A 25,790-nucleotide genomic window follows, 5' to 3' on the forward strand; every position below is an offset into this window, starting at 1 on the left:
GTGTTGAGGATGGTCAGCGGCGAGACGCGCTGGAAGATCCGCGAGTTCTGGCGCAACGAGAGCCGCCACAGCGAGGGGCGGATCACGACCTCGTAGTGGCTGCGCCGATGGCCGCGGTCGCCGCGACCGAACTCGGCGACGATGCCGTGAACCCGCCGCTGGGCCACGCCGTCCTGCCACATGGTGAGGCTCGCCGGGCGGTCGAGCAGCGCTTCCGGCGAGAGGTCGGCGGCGCGGCTGGCAAAGCGCACGTGAAGATGAAACGGCGACGACAGCGCCTCTTCATGGGTGAAGTCGACCACCGCCAGGTCGGCCTGACCGGCGCCGGTTAGGCTCAGGGTGAACTGCAGTCCGTTGGCCTGGGTCATGGCATCCCTCCTGGAGGCCGAATACGTTCCTGGGTTCGCCGACGCGGCATAGTCGGCGGGACAGGTAGGTTACGCGAGTTCATCACCGAGGCAAGTCGTCGGCGGCATGCGTAAGTGATCGCCTACCATACAGCCAAGCAAACACTGACACATGCCGCCGCCAGGGCCGAGGCCCTGGCGGCGAAGACGGTGCCCGCCGAGCGCGAGCATTGGCAGGGGCACCGCCGGTGGCGCGGCGTCTTAGCCTTCGATCGGGGCGCGCCAGTCGTCGGAACCGGAAGTGCCGGCGACGGTGTGCTCCCAGTCGATCTTGCGGTAGGCCAGGGAGACGTCCATCAGCTGAGTGAACTCGGCGCTGTTGGAATCCTGGGCATGGGGCATGCGCAGGTTGATGTCGACGATGGTGGCATCGGTCAGGGCGGTGGTGAAGAAGTGCTCCTGCTTGCCTTCCACGGAGGTGCGGTACCACTTCAGCTCGACCGTGGGCAGCATCTCACCGGACGCCAGGGCGTTGTACAGCAGCGGCACGGCCTTGTTCAGGGCCACGGTGAAGATGAACGGCTTGTGAGCGCGCTGACCGGACGGCTGACCGGACTGCGGATCCGTCGGCACAGTGACGATGTGCTTGAATTCCTGGACGAGCATCTCGTCTTCATGGCCTTCGACGTAGATGTTGCCCACGGATTCGGGCGTGAAGGCGCCAGCGGTGATGTTGCCCTGAGTCTGGCCTTCGATGCTGATATAACATGGGGTTGGCATGAGTCGCTTCCTTGACGATGAATTCGAAAAATCTTGCGCAATGTCCAGCGGACACCCCATATAAGGCACTTTATGTACCAAAAACAAAAATAGACAACTTAATCAAAGAGATACATAAAAACGGCACGGCATGACGTCAAGCGATCGAGCAAGATCTTGCCTGAAAGCGGGCAAAAAGTTGCCCAGCGGGCAAGATCTTGCCTGCCCCGCCCCTCTCGCTCCAGATGGATATCGAGACGCCTCGGGCCGGTTCAACTCGCCGAACGCAAACGCGTCATCAGGCCGGAGAGCGCTGCCTCGAGCTCCAGTTCGGGCACGGCCTGCCGCAGGGCGATATGGGCGTTCGGCTGGAACCGCTGCGGGTCGTCGACGACCTCCTGGAAGGCATTGACCACCTCGACCAGCATCGACGGTTCCCCATCGACCTGCATGGCACCATGCACCAGCAACGCCATGTCGCGGCTACCCTTCACGCGGCGCCAGCGCTGGGCAGTACCGACCAGCTTGCGGCCGGCGATGCGCACGTTGAAGCGACCATCGCAATAGGCACCGGCCACCTCGCCGAGATCCGCCTCGGCCACGCCCAGAGAGGCCAACCAGTCACACCAGGGGTCGCCCAGGCGGTGATAGCCCCACTCGAGATGCGCCGCCGAACTGCGTACCTCGCAGCGCACCACCAGAGCCAGATTGACCACCATCGGCCCCTGAGGCACCGGCGTACCCCCGGTGGCACGGAACAGCACCGGCCAGCCCTGCCCCTCCAGGCGTGACCGCGCCTCGGCAAAGCCTTCGAGACGAGCGTGACGACGCGGCATCACCAGAGCCCGGTCATGCGGCGACCATGCCAGGCACGCCAGATGGCTCTCGCCCCGACACACCGCCTCCAGCAACGCTTCTTCGGCGGCGAGGCCCTCTTGCACCGAGGGGCGGTACAGAACCGTGTCGCTCGTCATCATATCGCTCGCTCCAGGGTGAAGCGCCCAACTTACGTCGTCGCTTGCACGTGGCGCCATCGCTGCCCAGGCAAATTGCTGCTATCCGCAGGGTCCGAGCTCACCACCTTGGTCGAACCTCATCCCCATGACCTTTACGTTAACGTAAACCTGTCTTAGTCTTGGCATCATCACCTCGATGAATGATCGGGTGCGCCTCGTGGCGCGCCATCAGACCAGCGGAGTTCACCATGCACGCGCCCTACCAGCCCCTCGACTTCGGTCTCGATGACGAACTGAACATGCTGCGCGACCAGGTTCACGCCTTCGCCCGCGATGAGATTGCACCGCGCGCCGCCGAGATCGACGCGAACAACGCGTTCCCCGACGACCTCTGGCAGAAGTTCGGCGATATGGGCCTGCTCGGCATCACCGTGCCCGAGGAGGACGGCGGCAGCGGCATGGGCTATCTCGCCCACTGCATCGCTATGGAAGAGATCTCGCGGGCCAGCGCCTCGGTGGCGCTCTCCTACGGCGCCCATTCCAACCTCTGCGTGAACCAGATCAAGCTCAACGGCAACGCGCAGCAGAAAGCCAGATACCTGCCCGGCCTGATCAGCGGGGAGCACGTCGGGGCACTGGCCATGTCCGAGCCCGGCGCCGGTTCCGACGTGGTCTCCATGAAGCTCAAGGCCGAGAAGCGCGGTGACCGCTATGTGCTCAACGGCAACAAGATGTGGATCACCAACGGCCCCGATGCCGACGTGCTGGTGGTCTACGCCAAGACCGACCCGGACGCCGGCTCCAAGGGCATTACCGCTTTCATCATCGAGAAGGGATTCGCCGGCTTTTCCACGGCACAGAAGCTCGACAAGCTGGGCATGCGCGGCTCCAACACCTGCGAGCTGGTGTTCGAGGACTGCGAAGTGCCCGAGGAGAACGTCCTCGGCGAGGTGAACAAGGGCGCCCGGGTGCTGATGAGCGGCCTCGACTTCGAGCGTACCGTGCTGGCCGCCGGACCGATCGGCATCATGCAGGCGGCCATGGACGTGGTGGTACCCTACCTTCACGAACGCAAGCAATTCGGCCAGTCCATCGGCGAATTCCAGTTGGTGCAAGGCAAGGTAGCCGACATGTACACCACCCTGAACGCCTGCCGGGCCTATCTGTACGCCGTCGCCGGCGCCTGCGACCGTGGCCGCACCTCACGCAAGGATGCCGCCGGGGTGATTCTCTACTGCGCCGAAAAGGCCACCCAGATGGCACTCGACGCCATCCAGCTTCTCGGTGGCAACGGCTACATCAACGAATACCCCACCGGGCGATTGCTGCGCGACGCCAAGCTCTACGAGATCGGCGCCGGCACCAGCGAGATCCGCCGCATGCTGATCGGCCGCGAGATATTCAGCGAATCGGCGTAACCCCAGCCACGAGTAACGAGCCACGGGCTACGGGCCGCTCGAAGCTCGAAGCTCGAAGCTCGTCAGAGGATATTCCATGGCAGTCCTAACGACCCAGATCAACCCACGCAGCGAGGGTTTCCAGGCCAACGAGGCGGCGATGCGCGCCGAAGTGGGCCGGTTGCGCGAGCTGACCGCGGCGGTTCACCAGGGGGGCGGCGAGAAGGCGCGCGTCCGGCATGAGTCGCGCGGCAAGCTGTTCGTCCGCGACCGTGTCGATCACCTGCTCGACGAGGGCTCGCCCTTTCTCGAGTTCTCGGCGCTGGCCGCCCACGAGGTCTACGACGGTCCGGTGCCCGCCGCCGGTGTGGTCACCGGCATCGGCCGGGTCTCCGGCGTGGAATGCGTGATCGTCGCCAACGACGCCACGGTCAAGGGCGGCACCTACTTCCCGCTGACCGTGAAGAAGCACCTGCGCGCCCAGGAGATCGCCCGCAAGCATCGCCTGCCCTGCCTCTACCTGGTGGACTCCGGCGGTGCCTACCTGCCGTGCCAGGACGAGGTCTTCCCCGACCGCGACCATTTCGGGCGCATCTTCTACAACCAGGCCACCCTCTCCGCCGAGGGCATTCCGCAGATCGCCGTGGTCATGGGCTCGTGCACCGCCGGCGGCGCCTATGTACCGGCCATGGCCGACGAGTCGATCATCGTCCGCGAGCAGGGCACCATCTTCCTCGGTGGTCCGCCGCTGGTGAAGGCCGCCACGGGCGAGTCGATCAGCGCCGAGGACCTGGGCGGCGCCGATGTGCACGCCAAGGTCAGTGGCGTGGCCGATCACTACGCCGAGAACGACGCCCATGCCCTGCAACTGGCGCGACGCTGCGTGGCTCGGCTCAACTGGCAGAAGCGCGGTCAACTGGCCATGGCCGAACCCAGGCCGCCGCGCCTCGATCCCGAGGAGCTCTACGGCATCGTCGGCACCGATCTCAGAAAGCCCTTCGAGGTTCGCGAAGTGATCGGCCGCATCGTCGACGACTCCGCCTTCGACGAATTCAAGCGCACCTACGGCGACACCCTGGTCACCGGCTTTGCGCATATCCACGGCCACCCGGTGGGCATCGTCGCCAACAACGGCGTGCTGTTCTCGGAATCCGCCGTGAAGGGCGCGCATTTCATCGAGCTGTGCGCCCAACGCAAGATCCCGTTGGTCTTTCTGCAGAACATCACCGGCTTCATGGTCGGCTCCAAGTACGAGCACGAAGGCATCGCCAAGCATGGCGCCAAGCTGGTCACCGCCGTGGCCTGCGCCCGCGTGCCCAAGTTCACCGTACTGATCGGCGGCAGCTTCGGCGCCGGCAACTACGGCATGTGCGGCCGTGCCTATGATCCCAACCTGCTGTTCATGTGGCCCAACGCGCGCATCTCGGTGATGGGCGGCGAACAGGCGGCCGGCGTGCTGGCCCAGGTCAAGCGCGAGCAGCTGGAGCGCGAGGGGCGCGAGTGGTCCGCCGAAGAGGAAGCTGCCTTCAAGCAGCCGACCCGCGACCAGTACGAGCACCAGGGCCATCCCTACTACGCCAGCGCGCGACTCTGGGACGACGGCGTCATCGACCCCGCCCAGACCCGCGACGTGCTCGGCCTCTCGCTCGCCGCCGCCATGAACGCCGAGATAGAAGACACGAAGTTCGGCGTGTTCAGGATGTAGGCGCGCTTCGCGCCAGAAACGAGTATCGAGCGACGAGATACGAGCAGCTCGAAGCTCGAAGCTCGAAGCTCGAAGCTCGAAGCTCGAAGCTCGAAGCTCGAAGCTCGAAGCTCGAAGCTCGAAGCTCGAAGCTCGAAGCTCGAAGCTCGAAGTCAGCAGGATACCGATATGACCACAGAGACCTACTCCACCCTGAACATCGACCCCCACGCCGTTGCGTGGCTGACCCTGGATCGCCCCGAGGTCCTCAACGCCTTCGACGATGCCTTGATCGGTGAGCTCAACGAGCACCTTCAGCATGTTCGGGAGGCCGCCGAGCGTGGCGAGATTCGCCTGCTAGTGCTGGGTTCCGAAGGCAAGCATTTCTCCGCCGGGGCGGATCTGGGCTGGATGAAGCGCATGGTCGACTACGACCTCAAGGACAATCTGGCCGACTCCCGCCAGCTCGCGGCGCTGATGCACGGGCTCGACACCCTGCCCTGCCCCACGCTCTGCCGGGTGCAAGGTGCAGCCTTCGGTGGTGCCGTGGGCCTGGCCGCCTGCTGCGATATCGTCATCTCCTCGGAGAAGGCTAAATTCTGCCTCTCCGAGGTCAAGATCGGCCTCTCGCCGGCGGTGATCAGCCCCTATGTGCAACGCGCCCTGGGCGAGCGACAGATGCGCCGCTACGCGCTGACCGCCGAGGTCATTGATGCATCCACCGCCGAGACCCTGGGGCTCGCGCACCGTGTGGTCGAGCCGGATGCCCTGGACGAGGCGGTCGACGCTATGGTCGAGACACTACTCGCCACCTCGCCGCAATCCAGCCGCGCCACCAAGGCGCTGCTCGCTGAGGTTGCACGCGAGCCCGACAGCGCCGCGACCCGCGAGCGTACCTGCCAGGTGATCGCCGAGCTGCGCGTCAGCGACGAGGGCCAGGAAGGCCTGGCCAGCTTCTTCGACAAGCGCCGCCCCCGTTGGGCGCCCGAACCACCCTCCACCACGGAGCGCTCCTCATGAGCCACGCCTTCGATACCCTACTGGTGGCCAACCGCGGTGAGATCGCCTGCCGCGTGATGCGCACCGCCCGCCGCATGGGCCTGCGCACCGTGGCCGTCTATTCCGACGCCGATGCCGGCGCCCGCCACGTGCGCGAGGCCGATGAAGCCGTACGCCTCGGCCCGGCCGCCGCCCAGGCCAGCTATCTCGACATCCAGGCGGTGATCGCCGCCGCCCGGCGCACCGGCGCCGGTGCCGTGCATCCCGGCTACGGCTTCCTCTCCGAGAATGGCGATTTCGTCGCCGCCCTGGCCGAGGCCGGCATCACCTTCATCGGCCCGCCTGCCTCGGCCATCGCCGCCATGGGCGACAAGTCCGCCGCCAAGGCCCGCATGCATGACGCCGGCGTACCGCTGGTGCCCGGCTACCACGGCGACAGCCAGGACGACGCCCTGCTCAAGGCCGAGGCTGACCGCATCGGCTACCCGGTGTTGCTCAAGGCCAGCGCCGGCGGTGGCGGCAAGGGCATGCGCGTGGTGGAATCCACCGAGACCTTCCAGGCCGCGCTGGATGGCTGCCGTCGCGAATCCCGCGCCGCCTTCGGCGACGATCGCATGCTGATCGAGAAATACCTGACCCAGCCGCGCCATGTAGAGGTGCAGGTGTTCTGCGACAGCCAGGGCAACGGCGTCTATCTCTTCGAGCGCGACTGCAGCGTGCAGCGCCGCCACCAGAAGGTGCTGGAGGAGGCCCCCGCCCCGGGCATGACCGAGGCCCTGCGCCGCGAGATGGGCGAGGCCGCCGTGCGCGCCGCCCGCGAGATCGGCTATGTGGGCGCCGGCACGGTCGAGTTCCTGCTGGATGCGGATAACAGCTTCTTCTTCATGGAGATGAACACCCGCCTCCAGGTAGAGCACCCCGTCACCGAGATGATCACCGGCCAGGACCTCGTCGAATGGCAACTGCGCGTCGCCATGGGCGAGGCGCTCCCCATGGCGCAGGAGGCGTTGACCATCACCGGCCACAGCTTCGAGGCACGTCTCTACGCCGAGGACCCGGCGCAGGACTTCCTGCCCGCCACCGGCACCCTCAGTCGCTTCGAACTGGATCTCGCCGGCGCCGGGCTCGAGCCGGCCCAGGTACGCCTGGACAGCGGCGTGTCCAGCGGCGATGCCGTCTCCATGCACTACGATCCGATGCTGGCCAAGCTGATCGTCCACGGTGATGACCGCGAACAGGCGCTCGCCACCCTCAACCGCGCCCTGGCCGCCCTCGATATCCAGGGCGTGACCACCAACCGCGACTTCCTGCAACGCCTGGCGACACACCCTGCCTTTCGCGCTGCCGAGCTGGACACCCGCTTCATCGAGCACCACGAAGCGGAACTGTTCGCGCCACGGCACTATACGGCCGAGGAATACGCCAGCGCCGCCCTGGTCGGCCTCCACCAGCTCGGCCAGGAACGCGAGAGCGACTCCCCCTGGGACCGCCACGACGGCTTCCGGCTCAACGCCGAGCACACCATCCGCATCGCCCTCTGCGACCCCAGCCGAATCGACGACGGGGACGCCGTGGTCACCGTCGAGGGCAAGCGGGCGGCCCCCGGCGCCCCCTGGCGCCTGCGCATCGGCGAACAGACCTTCGACGCCACCCTGCAACCGCTCGACGGCGACGCCGTGGCGGTAACCCTGGACGGCCACCGCCGCCGCCTGCAGACTCGACTGGTCGGCGAAGGACGAGAACGCAACCTGGTGGTGATGGTCGACCCACGGCGCGAAACCCGGCTGTTCTGGCGCCGCATCGACGCCATCGACCACGGCCGCCAGGAAGCCGAATCCACCCTCACCGCCCCCATGCACGGCACCGTGGTGACCCTGCTGGTGCAACCCGGCGAACGCGTCGAGAAAGGCATGGCGCTGATGGTCATGGAAGCCATGAAGATGGAACACACCCTGACCGCCCCCGCCGACGGCCAGGTCGAAAGCTTCCACTTCCAGGCCGGCGACACCGTCGGGCAAGGCGACGTGCTGCTGGAATTCGCGGCAGACGAGTAACCACCGTGCCCCTGGCAAGCAGCGTCCAAGGTAAGCGGCGCCGGGAGGCAGGCCGTAGCGAAGGTCATTCGCCATGGATGGCGAATGTAGCGTCCAGGGAAGGATTCACAGCGCCTTCGCCAAGGCCTGCCGCCGGCCGCCGGATCAGCCGCTGCTCTGGATTCTCTCGAATGATTGGAGCTCTGCAATGGCATTCCCCAAGCAAATCCGCCTCGTCGACGTCGCCCCCCGCGACGGGCTGCAGAACGAACCCGAAGCCATCGACACCGACACCAAGCTCGAACTGATCGACCGCCTCGCCGATGCCGGCCTGCGACATATCGAAGCCGCCAGCTTCGTCTCCCCCAAGTGGGTGCCGCAGATGGCCGATCACCGCGAAGTGATGACCGGACTCAAGCGCCGCCCCGGCATTACCTACTCCGCCCTCACCCCCAACCTCAAGGGGCTCGAGGCAGCACTGGAATGCGGCGTCGAAGAAGTCGCGGTATTCGGTGCCGCCAGTGAGGCCTTCTCGCACAAGAACATCAACTGCTCCATCGCCGAATCCCTGGAACGCTTCGCCCCGGTGCTCGAGCGCGCCAAGGAAGCCAATGTTCGCGTACGCGGCTACGTCTCCTGCGTGCTCGGCTGCCCCTACGAAGGCGAGATCGCCCCCGCCAAGGTCGCGGAAGTCGCCAAGGCCCTGTTCGAGATGGGCTGCTTCGAAGTCTCGCTGGGCGACACCATCGGCACCGGCACCCCGCTCAATGCCAAGCGCATGCTCGAGGCCGTCGCCCGCGAGGTTCCCATGGACAAGCTCGCCGCCCACTTCCACGACACCTACGGCCAGGCACTCGCCAACCTCTACGCCGTGCTCGAGGAAGGCATCGCCGTGATCGACAGCTCCGTCGCCGGCCTGGGTGGCTGCCCCTATGCCAAAGGCGCCGCCGGCAACGTCGCCAGCGAAGACGTCGTCTACCTGCTCGACGGCCTGGGCATCGATAGCGGCGTCGACCTCGACAAGCTCGCCGCCACCGGCGACTGGATCATACAGGCCATCGGCCGACCCAACCGCTCCAAGGCTGGCGTTGCCACTGCCACGAAGCTATCTGACACATCCGGCTGACTACCAAAAGCACACATTGTGCTATCCTCACCTTATGAAGCCGATCACATGGAACACCGTGAAGAACCAACGCCTACAGGAGGAAAGGGGTATTTCCTTCGAGGCGGTGGTCTTCCACATGTCGGCGGGTGATCTTCTTGATACACTGGAACATCCAAACCAGAAGCGTTACCCAGGCCAGCAGATCCATGTGATCGACATAGAGGGGTACGCATACCTCGTACCTTTTGTCGAGTCGGATGATGAAATCTTCCTGAAGACCATTATCCCGAGCCGAAAAGCGACAAAGGCCTATCTGGGAGGTGGCAAATGAGCAAATTGGACAAGGAAGAGCGCGAGCTACTGGAAGCTTTCGAAGAAGGCGAGCTAAAACGGGTGCCGGACGCCGAACGTACACAGCAACGGCATCAGCAGTATGCAGAGGCCATGTTCAAGAAAGATGCACGCATCAACATTCGCCTTTCCTCCAGGGACCTTCGAGGCCTCCAGAAAAAGGCGCTGGCAGAGGGTATTCCCTACCAGACACTGGTTGCCAGCATCCTCCACAAATATGTGGAAGGTCGCCTGCACGAGGACTGATCGCCAGCGCCAAAACGCAAAGCCCCCGAGCCAGGTTGCTGGCTCGGGGGCTTTTCACTGTGGGTGCCTATGAAGTTACCTAATGAACATCAAGCCTCGGCGACCGCCATCTCCGCCTTGGCGGCCCGGTGGGCATGCAGCTTCTTGTAGCTCTCGATCAAACGCTGGTGCCGCTCGAGACCTTCCAGCCGCATATTGGTCGGCTCCAGGCCATGGAAGCGCACCTCGCCGTTCACCGAGCCGACCACGGCGGCCATGGTCGCTTCGCCGAACATGCGCGTGAAGTTGTAGAGGTAGTCGTCCAGCTCGAGTTCGTCGTTCAGGGCGATTTCCAGCACCGCGTTCACCGCCTGGTAGAAGAGCCCGCGCTCGACGGTGTTGTCGTTGAACTGCAGGAACATCTCGACCCGCTCCAGGGCTTCCTCGTGCTGGCCGAGCGCCAGGTTGATCAGCAGTTTCAGCTCGAGGATGGTGAGCTGCCCCCAGACGGTGTTCTCGTCGAACTCGATGCCGATCAGGGTGATGATGTCCTCGTGGTCATCGATCTGGGTCTCTTCCAGGCGCTCCAGCAGATCGCCCAGTTGCTCGTCGCCCAGCTCGTGGATGTGCAGGATATCCTCGCGGAACAACAGCGCCTTGTTGGTGTTGTCCCAGATCAGATCCTCCACCGGGTAAACCTCGGAATACCCCGGCACCAGGATGCGGCACACCGGCGCGCCCAGGTCCTCGTGGACAGCCATGTAGGCTTCCAGCCCCAGTTCCTCGAGGATACCGAACAGGCGCTCGGCCTCCTCTTCGTTCGTGCCCGAGAAATCCCACTCGACGAACTCGACATCGGCTCGGGCACTGAAGAAACGCCAGGAGACCAGCCCCGAGGAATCGATGAAGTGCTCAACGAAGTTGTTCGGCTCGGTGACAGCGAGCGAATTGAAGGTCGGCGGCATGAAGTCGTTCAAGCCCTCGAAGCTACGGCCCTGCAGCAGCTCGGTCAGGCTGCGCTCCAGCGCCACTTCGAAGCTGGAATGCGCACCGAAGGACGCGAAGACCCCGCCCGTGCGCGGGTTCATCAGGGTGACGCACATCACCGGGAACTGGCCGCCCAGGGAGGCATCCTTGACCAACACCGGGAAGCCCTGCTTCTCCAGCGCCTCGACGCCCTCGAGAATCTCGGGGTACTTCGCCAGCACCTCATGCGGCACGTCCGGCAGCGCGATCTCTTCCTCGATGATCTGCTTCTTCACCGCCCGCTCGAAGATCTCCGACAGGCACTGCACCTGCGCCTCATGCAGGGTGTTGCCGGCACTCATGCCGTTGCTGAGGTAGAGGTTCTCGATCAGGTTCGAGGGGAAGTAGACCACCTCGCCATCCGACTGGCGCACGAACGGCAGCGAGACGATGCCGCGCTCCACCTTGCCGGAGTTGGTGTCGATCAGGTTGGAGCCACGCAATTCGCCATCCGGATCGTAGAACTCCCGGCAGTAGGCATCCAGAATGCCCTCCGGCAACTCGTCGTTCGGCCCCGGCTGGAACCACTTCTCGTCGGGATAGTGCACGAACTCGCTGTTGGCGATCTCCTCGCCGAAGAACTGATCGTTGTAGAAGAAGTTGCAGCTCAAGCGCTCGATGAACTCGCCCAGCGCCGAGCACAGGGCGCTCTCCTTGGTCGAGCCCTTGCCGTTGGTGAAGCACATGTTGGAGTGGGCATCGCGAATGTGCAGCGACCACACATGCGGCACGATGTTGCGCCAGGAGGCGATCTCGATCTGCATGCCCAGCGACTCGAGAATGCCCGTCATGTTGGCGATGGTCTGCTCCAGCGGCAGATCCTTGCCTTCGATCCAGGTGCTCGCCCCCTCCTCTGGCTCGGCCATCAACAGCGCCTGGGCATCCTCGTCCAGGTTCTCGACCGTCTCGATCTGGAACTCGGGCACGTTCTGCACCACTCGCTTGACCGAGCAACGCTCGATGGAACGCATGATGCCCTGGCGATCCTTGTCGGACAGATCCTCCGGCAGCTCGACCTGGATCTTGAAGATCTGCTTGTAGCGGTTCTCCGGGTCGACGATGTTGTTCTGCGACAGCCGGATATTCTCGGTGGGAATATCGCGCGCATTGCAGTAGACCTTGACGAAATACGCCGCGCACATCGCCGACGACGCCAGGAAGTAATCGAAGGGGCCAGGCGCCGAGCCATCGCCCTTGTAGCGGATGGGCTGGTCGGAGATGACCGTGAAGTCATCGAACTTGGCCTCCAGCCGGAGGTTGTCGAGATAGTTGACCTTGATTTCCATTGACAAAGCACCGGATTCGTGGTTTCGGTCGGCCGTAGCGCGTAGGCCGCCATTATCCAGCTTTTGAGGCACCTCGTCTTGGGGCCGGAGCAAAAACCCACAAGGTGACGGGATATGCAGGCGGGTATGTTAGTGGTTATCGGGGTTACCAGGCTCTAACGTCTGGGCTCAGCCGCTGCTTTGGAGCGACAGCGGAAAACCGGTCGGCTGAAGCCCTTTGTTAACGATATAATGTCAAAATCTTTCGCAAAGTCAACCTTGCAATGGCTAGTAAAAAGACCGTCGTTGCTGAGATTGAGATAGCAGCAGTCAAAATCCCGCCGAGCGCCGCATCACCCATATTAGTTGGATTAAGGTAGAAAAAAATTACAGAGATTGAACATAAGATGCAGATTATCAATGATCCGTAAAAACGATGTTCTAGCATCCAATAGTAAGGCCACTCATAAAGGAGCTTATTTTCTTCTTCATCTCCAGGCCTAATAACTCCCATGCCAAGCTGATAGCTAATAGCTACAAAAGAGAATGGGAGCACACTAACAATATCAGGAATATTTGAACCCTCCTTTATTTCCGCTGTTATATTTACAAAAATTTCAGGATACTCGCTAAAGAAACAAAAAACCAAAACTCCAATCAAAAGCTCCGGAGAAATCAAAACCATTCTCTTTAGATCCACTATCTTTGAGACTATCATTAATGCTCCATGTGTCTTTCTTCCCGAATCCTCTCGAGGATTTCTACTGTTTTGCGATATAGATCTTCGGGCTCAGGATCCCTAACAAATGAGAAATTCCTTACGGTCTCTGATGTTCTAATAACAATGAAATCTTCGCCCTGCTTGCCTCTTACATACCCCTTTCCATAACCGTCTGCAGCCATCAAAATCGCAGCATCTCCAATGGGAAGAGGGTCAGGCTCGTAAGGCCTATCCACTGCCTGATCAAGCATTCCCTGCACATGCTCTGCTAGATCGGTGTCGATAGGCGTTCCCTGCCCACTATCCTCTTCAACTTTCATTCGTTCCGTCCGTCGTTGCTCGAGATATTTTTTCAACTTTTCCCATAGCGGACCAAACATCGGATTTGGAGGCGAAACTGATGCAGATACGCGATAAATACCATCCAGCGATTGCAGCTTTCGCACAAAAGAACGAAGATCGGCTATCGGGTCTACAGCGCATTCTGCAAGCATTTGGTGATGAGAAGCATTAACTACTTCTGCCCATCGATTCATGAAAGCGGAATACTCGATTTGATTAGATATATGAAGAAAGGCCACCCCCTGGTATTCAGGCACATAGACGAAAGGGCTGGAGGCAATGGTGATGTTCGGCTCACTCTGCCGAACTTCTGTTCTTTTTTCCGGATCAACCACAGATACTTCGCCCTTCGGATCATATTTCACCAGACGACCGAAAAAATAAGCAGTTCGACCGTCGATAAACTCCCGAACATCGACAAACGTCCAAGAACACCCGTATCTCGTAACACTATTCGGGGATCGCAGCGCAGCTTTGACGTGATCAGTATCGAGCGCCCCTGTTTTTACAACGCGCCCAAGATAGTAAGTCCCTTTTTTCGGCATAATCCCCTCAAATTCCTACTTTTTACAATCTGTTCGGACAGGCTCGTTAACGCTTGAGTTAAGCGGTGACTGCATGGCTTTGTTATGTGTTACCTGATCCATCCAGAAGATCAATTACCACTTTCTCAGACTCTGTTAACAATTGATCGCTATTTGTTAGCTCCTCCAGCAACCTGTCGATAGCGTCAACGGAAATCCGCTTCGCCTTGTTCAATGTAGTAGTCATTCTCGGAAGTCCTGCTATTGATTCGCGAAACTCCACTGTAGTCTGCTTAGACGTTGCAATTTTGCTATGTAAGGTTTGAAGTGCCCCCAATCCACTTCTTATATCTTCGGGATCATTTTCTAGATCTACAGACATGATTGCAGCTTTGATGAATAAATTCATCCCGGTATTCATGGCATCATTGTACAGGGGTAGCTCTGCCTCGATCCTTGCCGTAAAATGGTTCATATCAGAAGCAGCCATAGATATTAGCCGTTTCGCTTCCTGGGGATCTGCATTGCCCTTTGAGTCTCTTGGTAGATCCTTTATCTCAGCCGTTCTTTCTGTAATTTTGGCCCCCAGTTCTTCAATGGAAGCCGCGATTCTTTTTGTGATCTCAGTAAGCTCTAAAAACTTATCTTGAAAACCCTCCATTAAGTCCAAAATACCGGCATCGTCATATTCAATAGCTGCGACTTCTTTCTCATTGCTCGTAGCCTCATCCCTCGCAGCTAAAGTTGACTGTGATTTGAATGCTTGAACTTGCCTCGTCAAGTGAAGACGGATTAGCTTTTCAAACTGATCGATTCCCGCAAACTTCCAATACAACCCACCTTCGGCACCCAGCGAATTTTTAAATGCGTTCACTTTTACAAGTTGATCTGGATCTAAGTGACTAGGAGGTATTGGCTCATCCTTAAAATAAACCATCAAATTAACAGAACTCTTGTCAGTGTCGTAACGCGATTTAGCGCGCTCAAATTCCTCAACAGTACCAGACCCCGCTCTTCCAGTCGGAGTTCCGTACCGACACCACATGATTCCAACGAACAAATCGTAGTCTTCAGGTATTTGCTCATTGACTAGGTCTTGAGCGTCTACTCCAAATCCGGGGTAGGCGTGAGTTTCCCAGCGGACCAGATCAAGCCTTATACCAAGCTCTCGACTCCAAGTAATATTCAATTCTCGGATCACGTCTTCCAGTCTTCCGCGTTCGGCTTCTACGTCGCTAGGTGAAGCCACGAACACCGTCAACACATGTTCTTGTCTCGCCACATCGCCTCCTTATTTAGAACATAACGGCCTAATCAGCCGACACGTCAGCGGTCGGCTGCATTTGATTGTTAGGGTGTAGACGTCTTTCCATTGTGAAATTAACCAAAGTTACGCCATGCCTTTTGACTTCATCTCTCTGAATTATAGAAAAACCACGATTTTCAAAAAATGGCCTTGCTACGTAAGATGCTTCAACATACAAACGCTCCAGCTTTAGTGACATGGCTTGTTTAAGCAGGTACTCAAACAACACAGAAGCCACCCCGCAGCCCTGGAAATCAGGATGTGTCTAGATATAATCAATATGGCCATCCGGGTCGAGCTCTATAAAATCGGCAATGCGATTGTCGATAATAGCTATAAATGGCTTCTTTTCTTTCAGACGCTGCGACCAACGCTCATAGTCCGGAGGCGTCGGCTCCCATACTTCCTGTTGCTCAGGCGAATATACCGAAGGATCGATGCTATGCACCGATTGATGGAACAGATCCGCAATCTCTTTCGCTCTTTCTTCAGAGTAAATTTTGACTTCCATGAGACTCCCAACGCCCACAGCACGGGAAAATTTGTAGTGCAGCGGAAAATTTGTCCCTGTGCTTGTGATTGTTAGGGCTTTGGTAACTACAGATCATCAAGACTCTCCGTAATTTTATTTTCCATATAGGAAACAAGCTCTTTCATGTCCTCATGCTTATCCTCCCACCTATCTTCAATCCTTCCTAGGTAGCCTTCTCGGGCATACTTCAACAACCTTGCATGCTCAAGAGGAACCTGATTTTCAGCCCACGCCGTGGCAACATCCTTCGGAGCGATTTCACCAGTAGTCGCGGTCAGCCACATTCGCGACAATGTCAAAACCACATTTCGCTCATCGCCCACGACCTCGGTTAATAGATTGGGTAAAGAATCACGGATGGCCTTTTGGATATCAGCTAGTAGAACCGGCTCAAAAGTCTCAGAAGCATCGCCTCCATACAATGGCAAGCTATTATCGAGTACTTTTTTCAGAACAATGGTTAGGTCGGGATCGCGTGCAGGTTCCGGCACACTTCCAGTCTTGAACTCCTCTCGCAACCACTCTCCGTAGATAAACTCAGCCCGAGGCGGGAATCGCCAAGGAACAACATCAGACACCGTTACCACTGTCAGCTCTACCGGCCTAGTGCCTTTCGGGTTCTCGATCGCACCGGATACCTTCATCAGCCGAGCAACTAAAGATTTCCTTTGCAGAAAGGTAGGCGAATGATTGACCACGACCATGATGTCAACGTCACTGTCACGCTTAAGGCCACCAACGATAGCCGATCCGAAAAGGTAGACACCGACGATCGCATCACCAAACACGGCTTCAACGACGGACTGGGCCTGCTTTGCTTCTTCTGGGATATCTGGCTCTACCATATCTCTCAAAATTCCTTTCGTCCTAACATCTTGCCCACCGGAAAATTGGGAGCGCAGCGAGTAATTTCTCCGAGTGCAGCAACTTGTTAGCCACTGGCTGACACCTTATGAAGTGCCGCTGCATATCTTTCCATAGCACTCACTAGCGATAGCAAGTAGCCTTCTTCGATGATCAAGTGCAATCTAGCAAATACTTCAGCATCCAAGTTATCACTGGCCCTAACTACTTTCAGGTGCTTGGCATGCTTGACCTCATCAAGATGACCGGCATTGTGTGCGACTATGTTTCTGATCAACTGCGCCTCGACTATTTTCTTCCATGAATCGCCATCCGAAGGAAACGGGATACCAACTGCCTTTTTCAAATAAGTCTTGGCTCGATCGATGCCGCTGCCTTTGATATCAGTTAATGCGACATCCAATGTATTTTCCGCCTTGAAGCTTACGCACAGTTGATTGAGGTAGTCTTCAAATAACGAGACAATCATTATCAGTTGTGACTGCCGTTGATATTGAGGAAATTCTTGATTGATGTTTGCCGCCAAGTCATTCCTGTAGCCGTACCTATCCCAGCTCAGCGATTCGTGCTCATTGACTAATGATCGCTCATATGACGATGACTCTTCTCGCCATTGACGTTCAGACAGCTCAATGAAAATCTGCATACTTCCAAGCTTCTGTATGAAATAGCTTGATACTTGCACCGGGGATAATTTCATCCTGCTCCTCTGACTGGCTTTGTTAAGTGGTTATTTCAGCATTAGCCTTTGCCTTCATCAAGAAATATGCACCATGATTCGCTGCATTTAGCCCGCCATCGTGGACCGTACCTAGATCGCTTGGAGTAACATTCCGCGTTGGCCATATTTTGTTATTTGTAGTTAACTTATCCAAATTCAACTTATTTAACTCAAGAAACAAGCAGTCTTCTTTTTCACCTCTTGCAACACCGTCTGCCCAATAAGCCATCGAACTAGCAATAATGTCTGCAACCTGTAATTGAGGATGCGATTCAGAGCTTGAAAATTTCAAACCCTTTCCTCTTAAGGGTAACTTAAACTTCCGTCTGTCATAACCAAGCTCTATAGAACTTTGGATCCAATCCATAAACTGGGAAAACATAACTTTTTGTTTTTCAATACTATGGGAATCATCATGAATGATATAAAACCCTTTTGGATGCACGTTTCCCCAGCTTACACATTGTGATAATAATGCTGGTATTGATGGGTCAAGTGATGTCTTATCGATCCCATTCAGCGCATCATGCACATAATTTCGAGTATGCAGGATCAAATTAAGATCTTCTTTAAAATCTTCATTAATTGAATTTTCTTTAAGGACCTCTACACTCTGATAAAACAAACTTATTGATTCTTCAGACTGTTCTTTAACCATGTTAACGAACGATTCATACATAGCCTGGACTCGATCCTGACCACAAAACGCAGGCATGCAATAGAACCACATATTTGAAAGCCCTATGCTTGCTCCATTTACATATAAATCATGGCCATTTAGGTGGAGCATGTGTTCAATTAGGAGGTCAACTATCTTAGTAGTCACCATAAAGCTTTTATAAAAAAAGCTATACTTTCACATAATCTTTATTTATAAGTCGATGGCTCATTAGCCTTACAATTCCATCTTGCCCAGACTTCCGGCGCTTTAAATTTTTGAAATGAGCCTCTAAAGGTGATTTTGAGCCTGTCAGTGCAAGCAACTTCTCAGCTTCGCTATTAGAATATTTACAGCCCGAGAGCGTGAAAATCGGTTGACTTTCGTCAACTATATTATGACCAGTATTTCCAGACTCATCCAAGTAGATAGTTGCTATCTTGGATTTTTCAGCATTAGCTTTGGCCCTAGAAGCCCTCAGCTTATCTCTTTTATTTGCTAACTTCTTTTTCCTATTAGTTTGACTATTACGACTCATTCAATTCCCCTGTGAGGTCACTTAACGTAAAGGTAACCGGCGCCGGAGCGACAGCGGAGGGAACCAAAAGCGCCACGCTTTTGGCGTCCGGTTGACCGCTTGGTTAGAGCAGGCCTGCACGGCTTAGCCCCTGGTGCACGGCATCGACGAATTGATGGAACTCTTGAGTCTGGCGCGCTCTTCCAGCTGCATTGAGAGACTCGAAGAAAGTATTCCTCAGTCCACGGGATAGCTCTAATTGGACACCAGCTCCGTTCGTTCCGCGATTGCAGATATTCAGTGGCGATTTCCCTTGAAGGTTAGGGTTTTCATGTTCTCGCACAGTAAAGCCTGCATCTAAAAGTGCGTTGTTTATATGGGAGCGAAGCATCATGTCGGCACCGCCGGTAAATACCGTAGCCTCTTGGCTGTTTTCTCCATGTATCGCCACCGCAGTACGAGCCCCCGCGACTACTTCGATACAACGAGGTTCATCGAAGTTTGTGCTGGTAATATGCAACTCCCTGTTCTGCGTTGCCTTTGTGCCCTCAAAAACCGCGAAACTAAGTTGATTACCAGCAATAGCGATGGCCAACTCTGATGTGCCCGGCTCAATTGCCCCTCCATGAGGTGCGATTGAAGCCACCATCGCCCCTTCTCGCAACGCCACCCGAACGCGGAAGTCACGTCCTTCGGTTTGCTCTGCTATTAGCGCTTCAAAATTCGAGTATTTATCCATCAAGTCGCTCTAACAGATATTAGATAGCACACTCGTTTATTAACTTAAACGAGCACGCGCGTTTAACGATCTTATTCATTTTACTATATTCCGCATAACTATATGATCTTGAAAGAAAATATAAGCACCCCTGCAGCCTATCCAAAACTCGCGTGCTTGCGCGTTTTTCGGAAACCAATAAAACTGTACATACACCCATATAAAGAGCAACGGATATGGCATGGATATGCACAGCAGGTCGCCGAAGCTGATGGATCGGGTCAAGGCGACCATGAGGGTGAAACGCTACAGTCCCCGCACCGAGCAGACTGACTGCTACTGGATTCGCTTCTTCATACGATTCCACGGGGTGCGCCATTCCGTCAGCATGGGAGAACCTCAGGTCCACGCTTTCTGGAGCACCTGGCGATCCAGCGTCATGTCGCAGCGGTCACCCATAACCAGGCACTGAATGCCCTTGGCTTTCTCTATTGCTATGTGCTGGGCAGCGAGTTTGCGGGTGTTCGTGGCCCTCTGGGATGAGTCGGCTGGGGCGCGGTCACGCTACCGCCACCTACCCTGCACGTCGCGATGGCGCTCCCTGCGGTAGTCTCCGGCGTATTTTGATTATGTCGTTATCACGGCGATCTCGGCCACCTTGAATTTGAGCCTAATCAACCGGGCATATAAGTGCAAAGCGGGGATGGGCGGGATGCAGGCCGCTCCCGCCCATCAAGCATTTCGGTAATGTGCTATGGCTATACCTTGACCGAGTATTTGAGGTCTCGTGCTTCGTCGCCGGTCATGCCTCGGAAGCCCCAACAGTGCGGAGGTTGTTCCTTGAGCGTCACTTCCACATCCACGGGGGCAAGACCTACCTCAGCCTCCAGGCGCTGAAAGATCGCCTTGATCAGGGCTTTCTGGGTCTCCGCCGAGCGTCCCTGCATCATATTGATCTCGATGGCCGTATAGGCCGGCGTTCGGCCACCTGGGTAGTAGAAATCCTCGGCGTCCATCGGAATGAAACGATGTGCCCTCTTGTCCTCCGGCATTCCCAGTACCGACTGCATGCAGCCATGGATAACATCGGAGAGCTGGGCCTTGATGGGATTCAGGTGTTCCTTGATGCCATAGATGACTATCACGATGTCTCCTGTACGGTATAACGCCGCCTTCGTCGGGGAAGATGCCCGGCGGCCATATCACATTATGGTCGTGCCAATGCCTCGAACACGCGTGCCACGGCTTCGGCACCGGGGTCGACGATGCCTTCCAGCGCGCTCTCCGGCACATAGGCCGAACGCCCCGCCTTGGCCGTGGTCAGCGAGGCGGTAGCTAGTGCACCGGTGCGCGCCGCCTGGGCGGCTTCCGCCAGCGTATTGCCGTGTTGCAGCGACTCGATCGCCGGCACCAGGGCATCGAGCATGGTGCGATCCCCGGGTCGAGCACCGCCGTATTGCTGCATCTTCCTGACACCCGCCGCGAGCGCGTCCCCTGGATTGTCACCGCGCCCCAGTGCGCCGCCTGCCGCCGTGAACAGGATCGAGAGCAGTACGCCGCTGGAGCCGCCCATGTCTCGGGCCAGTAGCTGGCCGATACCCGTGAATAATGGAGACAGGGAGCCAGTGTCCAGGCACTGGGCATCGAGTGCCTTGGCGATGCTGTCGGCGCCACTCTGCATGCTGGCCCCGGCATCGCCGTCACCAGTCTTGGCATCCAGGGCGTCCAGCTCCTCGCGCGACTCGCGCAATGTCTCGATCACCCGCCACAGCACCGCTGATGTCTCGCTATTCTGCGGAGCATCGTCGGCCAGGGCGTCGTGGCCCTGGGCCGTGTCGGGTGTGAAGGTGGGCGCCTGGCGCACGCCATGAACGCCCGGCCAGGCGGGAGCGTTCGTCGGTGCCGTGAGGGCAGCCAGCAGTTCGGGCGTGCCGGGCACCAAGGTGACAGAAAAACCGTGCATGTCGAGCGAGGTCATCAGCGGCGCGGGGCCGATCAAATGACTGACCCGCTCCTCACCCAGCTGGCGTAACAGGCACTCGGTCAGCACGCCCATCTCCTGGGACGAGCAACTGCCCAGGTTGTTGAGCATGGTCACCCAGGCGGTGTCGGATGACGAACCAGGGGCAGACACAGGCGCCACTGCCTGGAGCAACGGCTCCAGCACCAGGCGCATCGCGTCATCCGCACTTTGAGGGTCGACCGCACGGGTTCCAGGTTCGTTATGAATGCCAAGCCCCAGCTCGGGGGAACGCGTTGACGCCGGCTGACCGGGCTGTGCGGCGGGTTTGAGCGCCATGCCCAATGACCCCATCCGTTCGCAGAGTGCCCGAGTGCGCTGTTGAATCTCGGCAAGCGACGCGCCCTGGCTTGCCAGGTAGCCGGCCAGCTTGTGTACCAGCAGTGTGCCGGCAATACCGCGTGGCTGCGGCGCTTCGGCGATGGCGACATCATCGGCGACGATCACCATCTCGACATTGAGCCCTTCGCCGCGGGCACGCTCGGCCGCCAGGCCAAAATTCAGCCGATCGCCGGTATAATTCTTGACCACCAGCAAGCAGCCGGCATCGCCACAGACTTCACGGATGGCTGCCAGAATCGGCTCGACGCTGGGCGAGGCAAACAGATTGCCGGAAATGACCCCGGTCAGCATGCCATCGCCGATAAAGCCGGCATGGGCGGGCTCATGGCCGGCACCGCCACCGGATAGCACGGCCACCTGCCGGCTGCCCTCTCGCTGTCTGTCCCAATCGCCCCTGACCAGAATCCGCAGACCACTTTCCGGCTCGGCAATGCGCAGGTCCGCGGTAGCAGCCGCTACATGAAGAATGTCGTCGACGACACGCTCGGGCGCGTTATAAAAGCGTTCCATAAGTTCTCCGCGGGACCACAAGGACGAAATACGTTAAAGCTACCAGTTTATGCATGATCAAACACGATATCCCATGACAATCTCGGCATGACCGGTATTTTCATCGACCTGCTCGCCAAGCGAAACAAAGCCGTGATTCTCATAAAACCTGACGCTTGGCGCATTCTCTCTGTAGACTGTCAGGCGCAGCTCCTCTCTTCTGCCCTTGGCATCATCCAGCAACGTTGTTCCGATCCCTTGTCCCTGCAGGCCGGGATCCACGAAGATGGCCGCCAGGGTGTCCTCGAACAAGCTATAAAACCCGACGACTCGATCATTGCGCTCATAGACGAACGTCTCCGAAGCGGGGATATACCTGTCGCGCATCTCACCGACTTTCGACTCCCAGAACTCTGGATCGACAAACCCATGGGCCTTAATTGATGCTGAAAGCCAGATATCCAGGACTTGATCGATATCCTCTTCCCGATACGTGCGAATCATATCGCTTCCCTACCCCCTGAAACTCAGCATACTGTCAGACAACATCAAAAACTCTTTCACTTGTAACCCTGATTACCATGCCACCACTCCCGCCCGGAGGGTTGATAATTCACTGCTGCAGGCAGTCGCTGGGGCGGTGAACGTTTCCGTCACCGAGTCGGGTGAGGCCGTGTGGGGCGGAGATGCGGAAGAAGCGCTCGACGACATCGGCCTGGGTAGGCGCGGTCACCAACGAGACGATGACGAACACCGGCAGGTTGAGCATCAACCCCCAGAAACCGGCGTGGATGCCCAGCGGGTGCTTCCACAGAGTGGTGAAGACCACGGTCACCACGAAGCCGGCGATGATGCCCGCCAGCACGCCCAGCCTGGAGGCACGCGGCCACAGGAACATGCCGATGAAGGCCGGCATCACCTGGGTGGCGAAGCCCAGCCCGACCAGCAGGATCATCACCAGGCTGCCCGGCTCGGCGATGGCCAGCGGGGCGATCACCAGGGCCATCAGCGGCAGGATCATCCAGCGCGCCAGCTTCCCGGTGAAGGCATCGGAGAGGCCAAACAGCGGCTGCAGCACGTCCCGGCTCCAGGAGAGCGCCACCGAGTGGATGAACGGCTCGCTGGAGGACATCGAGGCGGCCAGGGTGCCGGCACCGAGCAGCCCGACCAGCACGACCGGCAGGTGCTGCATGGCGTACTCCAGCACCACGGTGTCGGCGCGGGCCAGGTCGGGCAGCGCGAAGATGCCGATGAAGCCCACCACTACCATCGGCAGGATCACCACGTAGTAGGTCGGCAGCCAGGTGGCGCTGCGCCGGATGGTGCGCGCCGAGGAGGCACTCATCCATTGGGTCCACACCGGCGGCATGAAGGAGAACATCGAGACGATGACGGAGGTCGTCCAGAAGCTGAAGCTCATGTCGCCGCCAGCGCCGGGCAGGGTCAGGAACTCGCCATGCTCGGCCTGGAGTCGCGTGAACAGCGCGCCGACATCGAGCCCACCGGTAGCGCTGTGCAACGCCCAGAGCCCCACGGCCCAGGCCACCACCAGCATCAGCACGCCCTGGAAGGCGTTGGTCCGGCCGATGGCGCGCTGGCCACTGACGAACAGGTAGACGGCGATGCAGGCCAGCACCAGCGGCACGCCAAGCCATATCGGAATCGCCCCGCCGCTCATCACGTTGAGGATGTAGGCGGAGCCGATAGTCTGCAGCACTGCGTAGGCGATCGAACCGATCGACATCACCAGCGATGCCAGGGCGCCCAGCAGCGGGCTCTGGTAGCGGTCGGCAATGGCACTGGCCTGGGTCACATGGCCGAAACGCTCGCCGAACTGCCACACCTTGGGGCCGACGTACCAGGCCACCAGCGCCAGATAGGCGAGATAGACGGCCACGTAGAATACCGGCACGCCCTTGGAATAGGCCCAGCCCGGCGCGCCCATGAAGGTGTAGGCGCTGACGCTGCCGGCGGCGATCAGCAGGTAAAGCGTTACCGGGCCCATGCTGCGCCCGGCCACGCCCCATTCCTCAAGGCTGTTCATACGCCGCCCGCCCCGGGCGCGCAGGCCGATGAACATGGCGATGGCGACATAGGCCAGGGTGATGAGCAGCGGCCAGGGGCTAGTCATGGTGGTCCTCCTTGCGCTCGAGGACACGATTGGCGATCAGCATGACGGCGAAACAGGCGAAGATCACCAGATAGCTCCACACCACCAGCAGCGGCAGGCCCAGCACCAGCACGGCGCGGTTCACCCAGCCGATGACCGGCCAGATGCCGGCCGCCACCACGGCGACGAAGACGATCAGCAGCACCCAGCCGGCGCGACTGGTGGGCAGGACGACAAGACGAGACATGATGCGGATCTCCCACGATGACGAGACGAGACAGTTGACCGAGAAGCTTACTGCGCGACGGGCGGTGACGGCCAACGCGGTTCGAGCGCCAGCCGCGTCTCCAGGGCCTTGGCCAGTTTGAGCACGCGATGATCGGCAAAGCGCGGACCGATCAATTGCACGCTGAGCGGCATGCCGTCACGGGAGAACCCGCCGTTGAGTGATAGCGCCGGTTGCTCGCCCATGTTCCATGGCACGGTGTAGGCGATGTGCTCGAAGGGTTGCTGCGGATCATTGGTCGGCGAGACCCAGTCGGCGGGAAAGGCAACGTTGGGCGTGGTGGGCGATATCACGGCGTCGACATCGTCGAACACCGCTTCGGTGGCACGGCGCATGGCCAGGGTCTGCTCGAAGCCGCGCACCGCCTCGACACCACTGATCCGCCCGCCGTCGTCGGCCCAGGCGAGGATCGCCGGCAACACGCGCTCGCGCTGTTCGGGCGTCAGCGCTTCCAGGGCACTCCATTGGCGGGTGCGCCAGAAGCGATCCAGGCCATCGAGCATCGCTCGGGTCAGCACCGGCGCCAGCGGCACCAGGGTGGCGCCTGCCGCCTCGAGATGCGCGGCGGCCTCTTCCACGGCACGGGCGATCTCGTCGTCCAGCGGCAGACCGCAACCGGCGTCCAGCATCACACCGATGCGCAGCCCCGAGACGTCGCACGCGAGGTCCGTCCAGTCGATCGACTCCGGCGGCAAGCGCGTGGCGTCGCGGCGGTCGGTGCGCGCCAGGGCCGTCATCATCAGGGCGACGTCGTCGACGCTGCGGGTCATCGGGCCGGCACAACGCCCCACATAGTAGGGATCGATGGGAATGCGTCCCTGCGTCGGCTTGAACCCCACGACTCCGCACCAGGCCGCCGGCAGGCGTACCGAGCCGCCGATGTCGGTGCCCACGTGCAAGGGGCCATAGCCGGCCGCCGCCGCGGCCCCTGCCCCGGAACTCGATCCCCCCGTATTGCAGTCGAGCCGCCAGGGGTTGCGCGTGGTCCCGTGGAAGGAGGAGCGGCCCGAAGAGAGCATGCCGAAATCCGGGCAAGTCGTCTTGGCCAGCAACAGCGCGTCGTCCTCGGCCAGTCGCGCCGCCGGCGGCGCATCCTCAGCGGCCGGTGCCTGCTGGCCCAGGCCTGTGCCATTGGGTATCGACGTGCCACGCGTCGCAATCAGTTCCTTGAGAGTGACCGGCACGCCATCCAGCGGACCACGAGGCTCTCCGCGCACCCAACGATCGCTCGAGGCGCGCGCCGCTTCCAGGAAGGTTGCCGGGTGGTACCCGTAGAGCGCATTGATATGAGGCTCCCAGCGGTCGATGTGCCGGACCAGCGTCTCGGCGACATCCAGCGGCGACAGCCTCTTTTGGCGATAGGCATCCAGCAGTTGAGTGGCAGTCATCAGATGGAGAGCAGTCATGGGCGATTCCACGTCTTGTTATTGGTGCCCTCAGCTTGGCGTCGCCTGGTGTCTATCGCCATCACAATCATGGTGCCAGGGTGT

26 protein-coding genes and 2 pseudogenes are annotated in these 25,790 nt (G+C 59.1%); 8 read left to right on the top strand and 20 right to left on the bottom strand.

All coding sequences use genetic code 11. The annotated features are described in order from the left end of the window. From FZZ93_RS14470 to FZZ93_RS14480, 3 genes are all read right to left on the bottom strand, one after another. A partial coding sequence (locus FZZ93_RS14470; protein ID WP_281290379.1) for a contractile injection system protein, VgrG/Pvc8 family occupies positions 1-368 on the bottom strand: 368 nt, incomplete at its 3' end. A gap of 240 nt (positions 369-608) precedes the next feature. Beyond that, positions 609-1,127 (bottom strand): Hcp family type VI secretion system effector, encoded by a 519-nt coding sequence (locus tag FZZ93_RS14475; RefSeq protein WP_149323028.1) that lies wholly within the window; start codon positions 1,125-1,127, stop codon positions 609-611. Positions 1,128-1,378: 251 nt separating this feature from the next. Beyond that, positions 1,379-2,083 (bottom strand): lipoyl protein ligase domain-containing protein, encoded by a 705-nt coding sequence (locus tag FZZ93_RS14480; RefSeq protein WP_149323029.1) that lies wholly within the window; start codon positions 2,081-2,083, stop codon positions 1,379-1,381. Positions 2,084-2,310: 227 nt separating this feature from the next. Here FZZ93_RS14480 and FZZ93_RS14485 point away from each other — a divergent pair, with 227 nt between their 5' ends. The 7 genes from FZZ93_RS14485 (at position 2,311) to FZZ93_RS14515 (ending at position 9,880) form a co-directional block, all read left to right on the top strand. Further along, complete coding sequence (locus tag FZZ93_RS14485; RefSeq protein WP_149323030.1) at positions 2,311-3,480, top strand: isovaleryl-CoA dehydrogenase; 1,170 nt, start codon at positions 2,311-2,313, stop codon at positions 3,478-3,480. A gap of 76 nt (positions 3,481-3,556) precedes the next feature. Continuing rightward, on the top strand, positions 3,557-5,164 hold the full coding sequence (locus FZZ93_RS14490; protein WP_149323031.1) for a carboxyl transferase domain-containing protein: 1,608 nt from the start codon (positions 3,557-3,559) through the stop codon (positions 5,162-5,164). Between the two features lie 168 nt (positions 5,165-5,332). Continuing rightward, complete coding sequence (locus FZZ93_RS14495) at positions 5,333-6,163, top strand: enoyl-CoA hydratase-related protein (protein ID WP_149323032.1); 831 nt, start codon at positions 5,333-5,335, stop codon at positions 6,161-6,163. After that, on the top strand, positions 6,160-8,196 hold the full coding sequence (locus tag FZZ93_RS14500; protein WP_149323033.1) for an acetyl/propionyl/methylcrotonyl-CoA carboxylase subunit alpha: 2,037 nt from the start codon (positions 6,160-6,162) through the stop codon (positions 8,194-8,196). The genes FZZ93_RS14495 and FZZ93_RS14500 overlap by 4 nt, the downstream gene beginning before the upstream one ends. A 187-nt stretch (positions 8,197-8,383) precedes the next feature. Next, positions 8,384-9,301 (top strand): hydroxymethylglutaryl-CoA lyase, encoded by a 918-nt coding sequence (locus FZZ93_RS14505; protein ID WP_149323034.1) that lies wholly within the window; start codon positions 8,384-8,386, stop codon positions 9,299-9,301. A gap of 58 nt (positions 9,302-9,359) precedes the next feature. Next, a complete protein-coding gene (locus FZZ93_RS14510) occupies positions 9,360-9,614 on the top strand; it encodes a BrnT family toxin (protein WP_223111793.1) in 255 nt (84 codons plus the stop codon). Beyond that, positions 9,611-9,880 carry a hypothetical protein gene (locus FZZ93_RS14515; RefSeq protein ID WP_064702621.1) on the top strand — a complete coding sequence of 90 codons (270 nt, stop codon included), beginning with the start codon at positions 9,611-9,613 and terminating at the stop codon, positions 9,878-9,880. The genes FZZ93_RS14510 and FZZ93_RS14515 overlap by 4 nt, the downstream gene beginning before the upstream one ends. An 89-nt stretch (positions 9,881-9,969) precedes the next feature. Here the strand turns inward: FZZ93_RS14515 and FZZ93_RS14520 are convergent, their stop codons facing one another. The 11 genes and pseudogenes from FZZ93_RS14520 to FZZ93_RS14560 all read right to left on the bottom strand — a co-directional run bounded on the left by FZZ93_RS14520 (position 9,970) and on the right by FZZ93_RS14560 (position 19,074). Continuing rightward, complete coding sequence (locus FZZ93_RS14520; RefSeq protein WP_149323036.1) at positions 9,970-12,171, bottom strand: OsmC domain/YcaO domain-containing protein; 2,202 nt, start codon at positions 12,169-12,171, stop codon at positions 9,970-9,972. Between the two features lie 220 nt (positions 12,172-12,391). After that, a complete protein-coding gene (locus tag FZZ93_RS14525) occupies positions 12,392-12,835 on the bottom strand; it encodes a hypothetical protein (RefSeq protein ID WP_198410707.1) in 444 nt (147 codons plus the stop codon). Positions 12,836-12,867: 32 nt separating this feature from the next. Further along, positions 12,868-13,758 (bottom strand): DUF4747 family protein, encoded by an 891-nt coding sequence (locus FZZ93_RS14530; RefSeq protein ID WP_149323037.1) that lies wholly within the window; start codon positions 13,756-13,758, stop codon positions 12,868-12,870. Between the two features lie 82 nt (positions 13,759-13,840). Next, positions 13,841-15,019: a DUF4062 domain-containing protein gene (locus FZZ93_RS14535; protein WP_149323038.1), complete on the bottom strand. Its 1,179-nt coding sequence runs from the start codon at positions 15,017-15,019 to the stop codon at positions 13,841-13,843. Positions 15,020-15,047: 28 nt separating this feature from the next. Continuing rightward, positions 15,048-15,293, bottom strand: a pseudogene (locus FZZ93_RS18570) (GNAT family N-acetyltransferase); the annotation flags it as partial. A 15-nt stretch (positions 15,294-15,308) separates the two neighbouring features. Beyond that, complete coding sequence (locus tag FZZ93_RS18575; RefSeq protein WP_246146229.1) at positions 15,309-15,554, bottom strand: GNAT family protein; 246 nt, start codon at positions 15,552-15,554, stop codon at positions 15,309-15,311. A gap of 86 nt (positions 15,555-15,640) precedes the next feature. After that, positions 15,641-16,429: an aminoglycoside adenylyltransferase family protein gene (locus tag FZZ93_RS14545; RefSeq protein WP_149323039.1), complete on the bottom strand. Its 789-nt coding sequence runs from the start codon at positions 16,427-16,429 to the stop codon at positions 15,641-15,643. 77 nt (positions 16,430-16,506) lie between these two features. Next, positions 16,507-17,139 (bottom strand): hypothetical protein, encoded by a 633-nt coding sequence (locus FZZ93_RS14550; protein WP_149323040.1) that lies wholly within the window; start codon positions 17,137-17,139, stop codon positions 16,507-16,509. Positions 17,140-17,161: 22 nt separating this feature from the next. After that, a complete protein-coding gene (locus FZZ93_RS18435; protein WP_223111791.1) occupies positions 17,162-17,818 on the bottom strand; it encodes a hypothetical protein in 657 nt (218 codons plus the stop codon). A 190-nt stretch (positions 17,819-18,008) separates the two neighbouring features. Further along, on the bottom strand, positions 18,009-18,356 hold the full coding sequence (locus FZZ93_RS18440) for a DUF3800 domain-containing protein (protein ID WP_223111792.1): 348 nt from the start codon (positions 18,354-18,356) through the stop codon (positions 18,009-18,011). A gap of 103 nt (positions 18,357-18,459) precedes the next feature. Further along, positions 18,460-19,074: a poly-gamma-glutamate hydrolase family protein gene (locus tag FZZ93_RS14560; protein ID WP_109637456.1), complete on the bottom strand. Its 615-nt coding sequence runs from the start codon at positions 19,072-19,074 to the stop codon at positions 18,460-18,462. A gap of 250 nt (positions 19,075-19,324) precedes the next feature. Here FZZ93_RS14560 and FZZ93_RS18670 point away from each other — a divergent pair. Next, positions 19,325-19,596 (top strand): annotated as a pseudogene (locus tag FZZ93_RS18670) (site-specific integrase). Between the two features lie 215 nt (positions 19,597-19,811). On the opposite strand, the gene FZZ93_RS14570 reads toward FZZ93_RS18670, so the two are convergent. The 6 genes from FZZ93_RS14570 to FZZ93_RS14595 all read right to left on the bottom strand — a co-directional run bounded on the left by FZZ93_RS14570 (position 19,812) and on the right by FZZ93_RS14595 (position 25,706). Beyond that, a complete protein-coding gene (locus FZZ93_RS14570) occupies positions 19,812-20,198 on the bottom strand; it encodes a tautomerase family protein (protein ID WP_149323041.1) in 387 nt (128 codons plus the stop codon). A 62-nt stretch (positions 20,199-20,260) separates the two neighbouring features. Then, positions 20,261-21,925: a dihydroxyacetone kinase subunit DhaK gene (locus FZZ93_RS14575; protein WP_149323042.1), complete on the bottom strand. Its 1,665-nt coding sequence runs from the start codon at positions 21,923-21,925 to the stop codon at positions 20,261-20,263. Between the two features lie 57 nt (positions 21,926-21,982). After that, positions 21,983-22,408, bottom strand: coding sequence for an N-acetyltransferase (locus FZZ93_RS14580; protein WP_149323043.1), 426 nt, complete (start codon positions 22,406-22,408; stop codon positions 21,983-21,985). A gap of 109 nt (positions 22,409-22,517) precedes the next feature. Further along, positions 22,518-24,035 carry a sodium:solute symporter family protein gene (locus FZZ93_RS14585; RefSeq protein ID WP_149323044.1) on the bottom strand — a complete coding sequence of 506 codons (1,518 nt, stop codon included), beginning with the start codon at positions 24,033-24,035 and terminating at the stop codon, positions 22,518-22,520. Then, complete coding sequence (locus FZZ93_RS14590; RefSeq protein WP_149323045.1) at positions 24,028-24,261, bottom strand: hypothetical protein; 234 nt, start codon at positions 24,259-24,261, stop codon at positions 24,028-24,030. The genes FZZ93_RS14585 and FZZ93_RS14590 overlap by 8 nt, the downstream gene beginning before the upstream one ends. 47 nt (positions 24,262-24,308) lie before the next feature. Next, on the bottom strand, positions 24,309-25,706 hold the full coding sequence (locus FZZ93_RS14595; RefSeq protein WP_149323046.1) for an amidase: 1,398 nt from the start codon (positions 25,704-25,706) through the stop codon (positions 24,309-24,311). Positions 25,707-25,790 lie beyond the last annotated feature (84 nt).

Source organism: Halomonas eurihalina (assembly GCF_008274785.1).
Taxonomy (GTDB): Bacteria; Pseudomonadota; Gammaproteobacteria; order Pseudomonadales; family Halomonadaceae; genus Halomonas; species Halomonas eurihalina.

What these genes read in the sequence shown, in the direction of transcription:
- FZZ93_RS14480 (WP_149323029.1), bottom strand. Translation starts at nt 2,083, where the DNA reads ATGATGACGAGCGACACGGTTCTGTACCGCCCCTCGGTGCAAGAGGGC.
- FZZ93_RS14585 (WP_149323044.1), bottom strand. Translation starts at nt 24,035, where the DNA reads ATGACTAGCCCCTGGCCGCTGCTCATCACCCTGGCCTATGTCGCCATC.
- FZZ93_RS18575 (WP_246146229.1), bottom strand. Translation starts at nt 15,554, where the DNA reads ATGGAAGTCAAAATTTACTCTGAAGAAAGAGCGAAAGAGATTGCGGAT.
- FZZ93_RS14515 (WP_064702621.1), top strand. Translation starts at nt 9,611, where the DNA reads ATGAGCAAATTGGACAAGGAAGAGCGCGAGCTACTGGAAGCTTTCGAA.
- FZZ93_RS14505 (WP_149323034.1), top strand. Translation starts at nt 8,384, where the DNA reads ATGGCATTCCCCAAGCAAATCCGCCTCGTCGACGTCGCCCCCCGCGAC.
- FZZ93_RS14550 (WP_149323040.1), bottom strand. Translation starts at nt 17,139, where the DNA reads ATGAAATTATCCCCGGTGCAAGTATCAAGCTATTTCATACAGAAGCTT.
- FZZ93_RS18440 (WP_223111792.1), bottom strand. Translation starts at nt 18,356, where the DNA reads ATGAGTCGTAATAGTCAAACTAATAGGAAAAAGAAGTTAGCAAATAAA.
- FZZ93_RS14475 (WP_149323028.1), bottom strand. Translation starts at nt 1,127, where the DNA reads ATGCCAACCCCATGTTATATCAGCATCGAAGGCCAGACTCAGGGCAAC.
- FZZ93_RS14490 (WP_149323031.1), top strand. Translation starts at nt 3,557, where the DNA reads ATGGCAGTCCTAACGACCCAGATCAACCCACGCAGCGAGGGTTTCCAG.
- FZZ93_RS14575 (WP_149323042.1), bottom strand. Translation starts at nt 21,925, where the DNA reads ATGGAACGCTTTTATAACGCGCCCGAGCGTGTCGTCGACGACATTCTT.
- FZZ93_RS14525 (WP_198410707.1), bottom strand. Translation starts at nt 12,835, where the DNA reads ATGGTTTTGATTTCTCCGGAGCTTTTGATTGGAGTTTTGGTTTTTTGT.
- FZZ93_RS14560 (WP_109637456.1), bottom strand. Translation starts at nt 19,074, where the DNA reads ATGGATAAATACTCGAATTTTGAAGCGCTAATAGCAGAGCAAACCGAA.
- FZZ93_RS14580 (WP_149323043.1), bottom strand. Translation starts at nt 22,408, where the DNA reads ATGATTCGCACGTATCGGGAAGAGGATATCGATCAAGTCCTGGATATC.
- FZZ93_RS14590 (WP_149323045.1), bottom strand. Translation starts at nt 24,261, where the DNA reads ATGTCTCGTCTTGTCGTCCTGCCCACCAGTCGCGCCGGCTGGGTGCTG.
- FZZ93_RS14495 (WP_149323032.1), top strand. Translation starts at nt 5,333, where the DNA reads ATGACCACAGAGACCTACTCCACCCTGAACATCGACCCCCACGCCGTT.
- FZZ93_RS14500 (WP_149323033.1), top strand. Translation starts at nt 6,160, where the DNA reads ATGAGCCACGCCTTCGATACCCTACTGGTGGCCAACCGCGGTGAGATC.
- FZZ93_RS14595 (WP_149323046.1), bottom strand. Translation starts at nt 25,706, where the DNA reads ATGACTGCTCTCCATCTGATGACTGCCACTCAACTGCTGGATGCCTAT.
- FZZ93_RS14520 (WP_149323036.1), bottom strand. Translation starts at nt 12,171, where the DNA reads ATGGAAATCAAGGTCAACTATCTCGACAACCTCCGGCTGGAGGCCAAG.
- FZZ93_RS14485 (WP_149323030.1), top strand. Translation starts at nt 2,311, where the DNA reads ATGCACGCGCCCTACCAGCCCCTCGACTTCGGTCTCGATGACGAACTG.
- FZZ93_RS14530 (WP_149323037.1), bottom strand. Translation starts at nt 13,758, where the DNA reads ATGCCGAAAAAAGGGACTTACTATCTTGGGCGCGTTGTAAAAACAGGG.
- FZZ93_RS18435 (WP_223111791.1), bottom strand. Translation starts at nt 17,818, where the DNA reads ATGGTTAAAGAACAGTCTGAAGAATCAATAAGTTTGTTTTATCAGAGT.